Raw genomic sequence first — 9,156 nt, 5'->3', positions numbered from 1 at the left:
TACATGTACCTTGTATAAAATAAAAGAGTTGTTTGGATAAAAAGAAGGCTTGAGCCGTATGACGGGAAATCTGTCACGTACGGTTCTTAGGGGGGAGGGCACTCGTGAGAGTGCCTTCCTACCCGACGTAACTAATTCTTCTTAAATGAATTTTAATATAAAAGAATCCTTTACTTACCAGTAGTAAAGGATTTTCTTATTTATACGGATAGGGAAAGTGTGTCCGGTTTGATAGACTAATATCCATATATATTCAAAATGTTCTCCTAAATGGTTTATGTCCGATAGTTAGTTTTATATATAATGGATTGCAGAGATAATGACTTCCGCCCTCCCATATTCCATCAGCTTTCCTTAATGTAAATTTTTATATTAATAACATAAATATAACAAATAAGGGTGATTTTTTATAATATGTGTGTTACCATGGCCTGCGTGTGAAACTATATTATCGAAATGGAGGAATTTTAAGTGAAAAGTAAATTTTTTTCAGTTTTACTCGCACTTATTCTAGTATTATCAGTTTTTAATTTTAAAGTTTCGGCAGAAGAAAACGCTGAGGAAGGAGTGGTAAAAAAGAATAGAGAAAGTGTTGAATTAACAGACAAAGAAGTGGATAACTTACTATCTTTAGGTTTCACAGAAGAAGAGATTCAGAATATGGATCAAAAAGAATATGAACTGAATAAGGATTTAGACGGTGAAGTTGTAGCTTCCACCACTCAATATTTGAAGATTGTTGAACCTATAGAATCTAACACTTCGTTAAAGTCTCAAATGGAACTTAAGGAAGCTGACTCATCAGAACCTACTATAATCGAGTTAAATAAACAAACTTACTACGAGGAACTCGAGAAGGAAAAGCAATCATCTGGACAGTTTTCAACCTTTTCTAGTGATTCAACAAGTACTTCATACAAAAAAATGACCACCACCATAACTAAGTTATCTACGAACAATTATCGTTTAAAGAATAGTGTAAGCTGGTCTAAATTGCCTTCTACTAGACATGTCGACGTATCTGGTGTTGGTATTAACCAAACGTATTGGGGACCAACCCCTGGTACGCAGTATGGAAAGCAAAATTGGAAAACATGGAGCTACTGTAATGGATATCAATATGGCAGTGCTACTTATACTTCAGGTAGTTCTAAATGGCAAAAAGGTGCTGGGGGATATGCTTTAAGAATGAATCTTGCGGATGATGAAACAACAGGCGGATGTGCTGCAGATCGAGTAGAAACATTATCGAGTTATATGTACTATAGTGTGTCTCCATTAGCTACAACAAACAGACTAGATGCTTATGGACATTATGCTCACCAAGAGTCGAAATCTACTCTCGTTCCAGGTATTAGTCTATCAGGTGTTTCATTCTCTGTTTCACCAAGTACTTCATTTTCTGAACATCCAAATACGCATATTTTAGAATATAAGTAACCAAATGGCTTTCCCACTAAGATATTTATCCTTAGTAGGAAAGCTTTTTATATCAAGAGTTTATCTATTGTAATCCATCTATAATCATAATCTTAACCTAATAGAAGTAAGGGAAGTTATCAAAAAGATTTGAATTCATCTCCATTCCTTGATAGGGTAAGGAATATAAAGGATATTAAGTAGAAATACAGGAAATTAGCTACATACCTACAACGAACTTTGTTTCATTTATTTTGGCAAATAAGATAGGAGAATTTATGATGAGTAAGAGGCCAACAAGGATTAGTTTAGTTTTTCTAGGTATCATTGCACTTTTTATATTGGCAGTGACATGGTTTTATCCCTATTCATTCTTTAGTATATATAAAACGTATTCTTATCAACCTGATTCTGTTATGACTAAAGAGTATAAACAAGACGTGGACAACTTTAAACGAACATCTCAAATACATTCTAAAAATGATCTAACAAGTAAAAAAACCAAGGATATACTCAAGATATTTGAACAGGATTGGTTAACACATGAAAAAAAGTCGAAAATGAGTACCCAAGAATTAGATGCTATGTTACTTGAGGTAAAGGAAGCAAGAGGAATATTGTTAGATCTCAGTATCCAAGAAAATTACTCAAAACAAGAGAGAGAGTACTTTGTTGATAGTATTAAAAGTTTAGTAGAACTTGAAGAAAAAATTAATGACATAAGGAACGGTGAGTCCCAATCTAGGAGAACACTTGATACACAATTCCATAATCTTCATACAAGTTTTATTAGTAACTTTAAAGCCTTTACTACTTTCTATCAAGTAACTCAAGAAAAATAGTATCCTTGTTAAGAAGGTAGCAAAATAAACCTTTAAATATCTTAAAAAAACCAGTCTGGTAAAATAAAATGATGTAGAAAAAAAGCACAAACTCGTTGTAATTCAATGAGTTTGTGCTTTTATTACTTTCTAGAAGGTCTATTATGTTAATTAAACAAGAAGACTCAAAGGAATTCCGAGTCTTTTCTTATTTATAAATTAATTGTTGACTTGGAGTTAAGTCTAAGTTGTAACATGTAAAGAAAGGAGGAAATGGAAATGTATAGTATATCAGAAACAGCTATAAAAACAGGGTTCACAGCTCACACTTTACGTTATTATGAAAAGATTGGTTTATTATCTTCACCCTTAAGAAAAGGTGGAAAGAGAAGGTATACAGAGGGTGAAATTCGCCTGCTCAAATTTATGAAAATGTTAAAGCAAACAGGGATGTCTTTAGATGAGATTCAAGAATTTTTAAAGGATGGATGCCTTCTAGAAAATATTGATTCTACTGACATACAAATAAAAAAGCTCCAAACTAGATCAGATATTTTAAAGAAACACCTACGCTTTTTAGAAGAGCAAAAACAAGAGATTGAAGTGGTTATGAATGTGACAAAAGAGAAATTAGAGGCATACGAAACGATGATTGGGGGCTTAAAAAGTGAAGAGTAAGATATATCTTATGTTAATAGGATTCGCGGTATTTACAGGGGCTACGTTCAACTTAGCCCAGTACTCGGTTCACTATTTCTCAGCTGCAAATGCTGCAGCATGGAGATTTGGTATCGCTGCATTGGTTATGATTCTTATCTTAGGATGGCAAAAACAAATCAAGCTAGAGATCATTAAAGTTCATTGGAAAATGTACATTTTGCTTGGTATTGTGGGGATCTTTGGATTCAATACCTTTTTCTTTTTAGGAATGCAATATACTTCTCCTCTAAACGGAGCGCTAATTATGGGGACTAATCCTCTGGTAACTGCACTTTTTGCTTATTTTATTTTAAAGAACCCCATTACCAAACAACAGTTTCTCGGTATATTCTTTGCTTTAGCAGGTGTTATTCTTGTACTTACTCAAGGTTCATTAGAAATTATTCAAACATTATCTATTTCTAAAGGTGATTTGCTAATCTTGTCTGGAAATGTATGTTGGGCGTTATACGGTGTATTAGGAAGAAAATATGTAAAGGGTAGTTCTTCTATGGAGACCACTACTTATACGATGATAACAGGCTCTCTTTGTCTTATTGTATTAACAGTCTTTTTACCAAGTCCTCAACCCTTATCTCATGTTACAGTATCAGCTTGGGGAGCTATTCTCTTCATGGCTCTCTTTACAAGTGTATTAGGCTATCTTTGGTGGAATAAAGGTATGGCGACTATTGGTGCAAGTAACACGTCTTTATTTTTTAATTTGGTTCCCGTAGTCACCATGATTCTCTCTATTCTAACTGGTGCTTCTATTTCATTACCACAAGTCATAGGTACATGTTTAGTTATCTTAGGTGTTTTAACAGCTTCTGGATTCTTACGATTAAGAAGAAAACAAAAAGTGTCACCCTCAATATAAGAATAAACGAATAAAGACTATATAGAGATTATATAGTCTTTATTACTGCTGAGAACCTATTTTATGTTAACTAGATTTGAATACAATATTCATATAACATACGAGGATCTTGTTAATTTAAGGTGCAATTTAAGTTAATCGAGATCAAGTAATTAATGGTAAAATAATGAAGTCTTTTAAATTGACCAATGGGGGAATATAATTATGAAATCCATTAAGGTTCATCATTATGATGCGTTTAGTATGGAACCTAATAAAGGGAATCCAGCTGGAGTAGTTTTAAACGGAGATAACCTAACTGATAAGGAAATGCAAGAAATAGCTTTCAAAGTAGGGTTTAATGAGACAGCTTTTCCAGTTAAATCGGAAGTAGCTGACCTAAAAATACGTTTTTTTACACCAGGGCACGAAATGAACTTATGTGGTCACGCAACAATGGCAACTGTTTATGCGTTAAAAACACAAGGGCTATTAGGTGATAAAACGGAGTTAACAATTGAAACAAGAGCAGGAATTTTACCGATTAAAATTCAATCATCTAGTGAAAGTGAAATATTTATAATAATGAAACAAGCTTCACCCCAATTTGAAGAATTTAAAGGTTCTAAAGAAGACTTAGCTAAATCAATAGGATTAAAAAAATCAGATATTCATGACGATTTACCAATTTTATATGGAAGTACAGGTACTTGGACACTATTAATCCCAATAAAAGAACTTGCTGTATTTAAAAAAATGAGACCTAATAATAAGGAATTCCCTGCTATTTTGAAAGAAATGCCGAAGTCATCTATTCATCCTTTTTGTTTGGAAACCTTTGATACTAAGGCAGATATGCATGCGAGACACTTTTCTTCACCATTCTCTGGAACAATTGAAGATGCAGTTACGGGAACTGCTTCGGGGGTAATGGGAGCGTTTTTTGCTAAATACATAAAAAACAACAATTTTGAAGACTCTCTGAGCCTTACAGTAGAGCAAGGTCATGAAATTGAAAAAGATGGTCGGGTTATGGTGCACATTTCGAAAAACAGTGAATCTTATGATGTTGAAATTACTGGGAACGCCGTTTATGTTAAAGATTTCGATATTTGTTTAGAAGATAAGCCCAGTTACTCAACTAACAGGTAGCTTTAACTCACCAAATAAGTAAAAAGGGATCTTCAATTGGAAGATCCCTTTTTCATATACCGATAATACATTTTATGTTAACTAAGTTTGTATGTGAGATACAGTCTAAAAAGAGAAAAAACTACCTCAGTCTAAGGATTCTCTGTATGTCGATTTGTTAATGTGTCCTATTGGGTATAAAGGTGATAGAAACGATTCAAAGAATAAGAGGTCCCTATAAGAATAGTACCATTTAAATGACTTTGATAAGTGTATTTGGGGTGCTTTAAAACCTGGGGGAAAAGTAATAAATCACTACATTATCAATAGGGTGTACTCTATTGAGAACGAAATTGACCCAGGAATATGATTGAAATGTATGTTGTCAGTGTTCATGAACTATAACGACCTTCAAATTGGAACTTCATTCCAACTTTAGAATATTATCATTAATTCATTATAAAAATGTTAAAATAGGAGTCGAAATAGATAGGGAGGATAGATAAATGAAGAGTACAGGGATTGTCAGAAAGATTGATGAATTAGGACGCGTTGTGCTTCCGAAGGAATTAAGACGCACATTAGAGATTGAAAAGAGTGATCCTGTAGAAATCTTTGTAGACGGGGAGAGCGTCATCTTAAGAAAGTATCAACCTGGAAATGCATGTATGATAACTGGTAAGGTATCCGATGATAATATGATGTTGGCAAACGGAAAATTAATCGTAAGCCCTAAAGGCTTGGAGATTATTTCAAAAGATATTCAAAGAGTTATTGAAAAAGCATAAATAAAATAATACATATAAAACAGCAGCCATAACATTGCGGCTGCTGTTTTAAGGGCATTCGTAAAAGTATAATTAAGCTATAATTAAGCAGAAAAGAAAAAGCACAAATTCGTTGGGAATCAACGGGTGTGTGCTTTTTTACTTCCGCGAACATGTTTTATGTCAACCAGAAATCTTTAATTTAATTTAATTTAAATCAAGTCATGAAAAAACAAATAGTCATAGGCTATAAAATAAATGATGAAAGGTAATCTAACAAAAAGGAAGATGTTATATAAAATGGATAGTATGGTGTTATAAATGACAAAGGAAAGGAATGATAAATATGAAAATATTTATAAATACTTTAAAAAAGAATACTTCATGTATTCTTGAAGTCATTTATTTGTATACATTGTTCTCTTTCGTAGTCCTGGTGCAAAAACTTCAAGATACCTCCAGGTAATCTCTAAATCTTGGAGATACTACTGGTATTCTAAAAAAGGACGTAATCAGTATGGAAAAGCAAAATTTATTCATATGGAGACATTATCAACCAGATCTAATCTTATTTTACTAACTGTGAGAGGGTACCTACGTAGATCCTATACCTTGATAAATCTAATTCTTTTTAATCATATGTATTGCCTCTATTCCTGAAAGAATAGATTTGGCTGTAGGTACAGATTACAATGAAATTATTCCAATATTTAACTTCACTTAATTAGATACCTCCGGCCATCCTTTTCTTCAATTCTTTAAATGTGAGAGGATAAGGTTGGTTCAAATCCAGCTAGCCCAATCCTTTATACTAACTAATGAGCCATTAGCATAGGTGAAAGCGAGATATAAAAAGGAAAAGGCACAAACCCATTGGGGAACAACGGGTTTGTGCCTTTTTTTAATTTCGCAAACATGTTTTATGTTAACTAGATGTATTTGTAACATACATCTTCTTTTTAATTATAGAAAACACTTGACTTAGTCAAGTGTTGGGATTTAAATTGGTAAATAATTACGTTTGTATAATTTGAAAGAGGTGTAAGAATGATTAATGTACAAAATGAATGTGGTCTTGAATTCAGGAAATTCAACAGGTTTTACACAGATGTTTTAGGGTTTTTAAATGAACATATTTATGATAGTCCTTTTTCTTTAACAGAAACCCGTATCTTATTTGAAATTTATAACATAACCCGTTGTACAGCTAAAAATATTCAAGAAAAATTAGACTTAGATGGTGGTTATGTAAGTGGAATTATCAAAAAGTTCGAAAAAGAAAAAATAATTTATAAAGAAAAGTGTAAAGATGATGGACGTAACCACCTTTTACATGTAACCAATCATGGAGAAGTCATTTACCGAGAATTGGAGAAGAAAGCTAATCTGCAAGTAGAATATCTTCTTGAAAGTTTGAATCGTGATCAGCAACAAAAGCTTGTGGATTCGATGCATACCATACAAACTATTCTTTCTCATTCATTTAAAGAAAAAGAAGAAGAAAAATCTGTTTCTATTAGAAGTTATTATACTTCTGAAGATGTAAAGAACATGATTGAACAACAATGGTTATTTTATAACCAAGTACATAAATGGGATAGCAGTTTTTTATCCTATCTTCATGAAACGTTTAACGCTGACATTGAAAGAATTTGGATAGCAGAAATCAGTGGCCAGTTTGCAGGATGTATTGGGTTAGTAAATGATGGAGACAAGGTATGTCAATTAAGGTGGTTCTTTGTCAATCCATCCTTTCACAAAAAGGGAGTGGGGACTCAACTAATTAAGTCTCTAGTCCAATACTGTAAAGAACATAGCTATGAAAGAATTCTTCTTTGGACGGTTAGTGATATGATCACAGCCAGACCATTATATGAAAAATTCGGATTTAAAATCGTAGAAAAAGAAGAAGAAAAATCATTGTGGGGATCTGTTTTAATGGAAGAACGTTGGGATTTAGAATTAGAAAACAAATAATCATTTGGTGTTAGGAGACTGTATGAAGAGAACATTTCATTATGCTTGGATTATTGTTTTTGTTACATTTTTAACTTTTTTAGCCGTTCAAGGTGTTCGCCTTTCATTTGGTGCTTTTGTTGAACCTTGGGAAACTGAATTCTCCATGGATAGAGGAACCATTTCTCTTATTTCAACTTTAAGTTTTATTATTTATGGACTGTCTCAACCACTTATTGGAAGAATGGTAGATAAATTAGGTGCTCGTGTTATTCTGTCCTTTAGCACTCTTCTGGTAGGCGTAAGTATTTTTTTTACGTCCTTTGTCACACAATTTTGGCAATTATTTTTTCTTTATGGAATTTTGGTGTCTCTTGGTGTCGGAGGAGCCTCCAATGTAGCTGCAACAGTGGTTGTAACCAGTTGGTTTAATGAAAAACGTGGGCTTGCGTTTGGCATTATGGAAGCAGGATTCGGTGCTGGACAAATGCTTCTTGTTCCTGGGTCTCTCCTGTTAATCCAGTGGTTGGATTAGAAAATGACCGTTATTATATTAGGCATCTTTTTAATGTTTATTGTCTTTCCTATTGTCTTTTTATTTTTACGAAATCATCCTAAAGAAAAAGGGCTAGTTCCTATTGGAGGAGAAAGTATAGAAGAAGAAATAGTCGAAGAAAAAACATTAAACACGACCTTTTCGATATGGCATGTCTTTCTAAAAAGAGAATTTTGGTTTTTGATTTTGCCCTTTGCTATTTGTGGTTTTACTACTACCGGGTTAATGGATACACACCTTATTCCATTTTCCCATGATCATGGCTTTTCAACGAGTGTGACTAGTGCTGCAGTCAGTCTATTGGCTGGTTTTAATATTATAGGTATCTTAATATCTGGGATAGTAGCTGATCGTTGGAGTAGTCGGAAAATATTATTCTTTTTATATGGAATCAGGGCCTTATCAATATGTATTCTTTTATATAGTCATAATTCTATATTACTCCTTATTTTTGCAGTATTATTCGGATTAGTTGATTTTGCGACAGTAGCACCAACGCAATTACTAGCTACTCAATATTTTAAAGAATATTCTATTGGCTTTATCTTGGGATGGTTATTTCTTAGTCATCAAATAGGATCAGCATTGGGTGCTTATTTACCAGGCTTATTTTACAGTGAGACAAGCAGTTATAACGTTTCTTTTTACTTATCCATTATTATCTTAGTAGGCGCAGCCATTTTAAACCTGTTACTGCCTGAACCTCTTAAGGTTGCTAAAAAAGAGAAGGTAAACACGGAAGAACAACTGCAAAGTTGATAAAAAGCAAGCCTTAAACGAATCGGCTTGCTTTTTTATTTATGATAACTACTTATAATCTATGTTATGTTAACTAAAATTACCTACCGAAGACCTTATTTTCACTATAGAAATTGTGAAATAACATTAGAAAATATATTAAACAAGTTTGTGCTTTTTACTATCATTACTCATTAATTATTGCTCTTG

At 33.0% G+C, this 9,156-nt stretch carries 7 protein-coding genes and 2 pseudogenes; all 9 read left to right on the top strand.

The window, feature by feature from the left end; all coding sequences use genetic code 11:
• Positions 1–471: 471 nt before the first annotated feature.
• Positions 472–1,440 carry a hypothetical protein gene (locus tag ACK3CR_RS25455; RefSeq protein WP_488976295.1) on the top strand — a complete coding sequence of 323 codons (969 nt, stop codon included), beginning with the start codon at positions 472–474 and terminating at the stop codon, positions 1,438–1,440.
• Between the two features lie 257 nt (positions 1,441–1,697).
• Positions 1,698–2,261, top strand: coding sequence for a hypothetical protein (locus ACK3CR_RS25450; protein WP_488976294.1), 564 nt, complete (start codon positions 1,698–1,700; stop codon positions 2,259–2,261).
• A gap of 258 nt (positions 2,262–2,519) precedes the next feature.
• On the top strand, positions 2,520–2,918 hold the full coding sequence (locus ACK3CR_RS25445; protein WP_430240523.1) for a MerR family transcriptional regulator: 399 nt from the start codon (positions 2,520–2,522) through the stop codon (positions 2,916–2,918).
• Positions 2,908–3,819 carry a DMT family transporter gene (locus ACK3CR_RS25440; RefSeq protein ID WP_488976293.1) on the top strand — a complete coding sequence of 304 codons (912 nt, stop codon included), beginning with the start codon at positions 2,908–2,910 and terminating at the stop codon, positions 3,817–3,819. Before ACK3CR_RS25445 ends, ACK3CR_RS25440 begins: the two co-directional genes overlap by 11 nt.
• A gap of 204 nt (positions 3,820–4,023) precedes the next feature.
• A complete protein-coding gene (locus tag ACK3CR_RS25435; protein ID WP_488976292.1) occupies positions 4,024–4,950 on the top strand; it encodes a PhzF family phenazine biosynthesis isomerase in 927 nt (308 codons plus the stop codon).
• Between the two features lie 485 nt (positions 4,951–5,435).
• Positions 5,436–5,717: an AbrB/MazE/SpoVT family DNA-binding domain-containing protein gene (locus tag ACK3CR_RS25430; RefSeq protein WP_430240529.1), complete on the top strand. Its 282-nt coding sequence runs from the start codon at positions 5,436–5,438 to the stop codon at positions 5,715–5,717.
• A gap of 496 nt (positions 5,718–6,213) precedes the next feature.
• Positions 6,214–6,323, top strand: a pseudogene (locus ACK3CR_RS25425) (IS6 family transposase); the annotation flags it as partial.
• Positions 6,324–6,743: 420 nt separating this feature from the next.
• Complete coding sequence (locus ACK3CR_RS25420) at positions 6,744–7,673, top strand: bifunctional helix-turn-helix transcriptional regulator/GNAT family N-acetyltransferase (protein ID WP_488976291.1); 930 nt, start codon at positions 6,744–6,746, stop codon at positions 7,671–7,673.
• 22 nt (positions 7,674–7,695) lie between these two features.
• Positions 7,696–8,967: pseudogene (locus ACK3CR_RS25415) on the top strand (MFS transporter).
• Positions 8,968–9,156: the final 189 nt, after the last annotated feature.

The organism is Priestia sp. TRM10, assembly GCF_057808375.1.
Note: the sequence above shows the minus strand (reverse complement) of the source record. Positions and strands in the feature narration are given on the sequence as shown.

Bases quoted from the DNA above. Each gene is read 5' to 3' on its own strand.
- ACK3CR_RS25450 (WP_488976294.1), top strand. From the start codon at position 1,698: ATGATGAGTAAGAGGCCAACAAGGATTAGTTTAGTTTTTCTAGGTATC.
- ACK3CR_RS25445 (WP_430240523.1), top strand. From the start codon at position 2,520: ATGTATAGTATATCAGAAACAGCTATAAAAACAGGGTTCACAGCTCAC.
- ACK3CR_RS25435 (WP_488976292.1), top strand. From the start codon at position 4,024: ATGAAATCCATTAAGGTTCATCATTATGATGCGTTTAGTATGGAACCT.
- ACK3CR_RS25430 (WP_430240529.1), top strand. From the start codon at position 5,436: ATGAAGAGTACAGGGATTGTCAGAAAGATTGATGAATTAGGACGCGTT.
- ACK3CR_RS25420 (WP_488976291.1), top strand. From the start codon at position 6,744: ATGATTAATGTACAAAATGAATGTGGTCTTGAATTCAGGAAATTCAAC.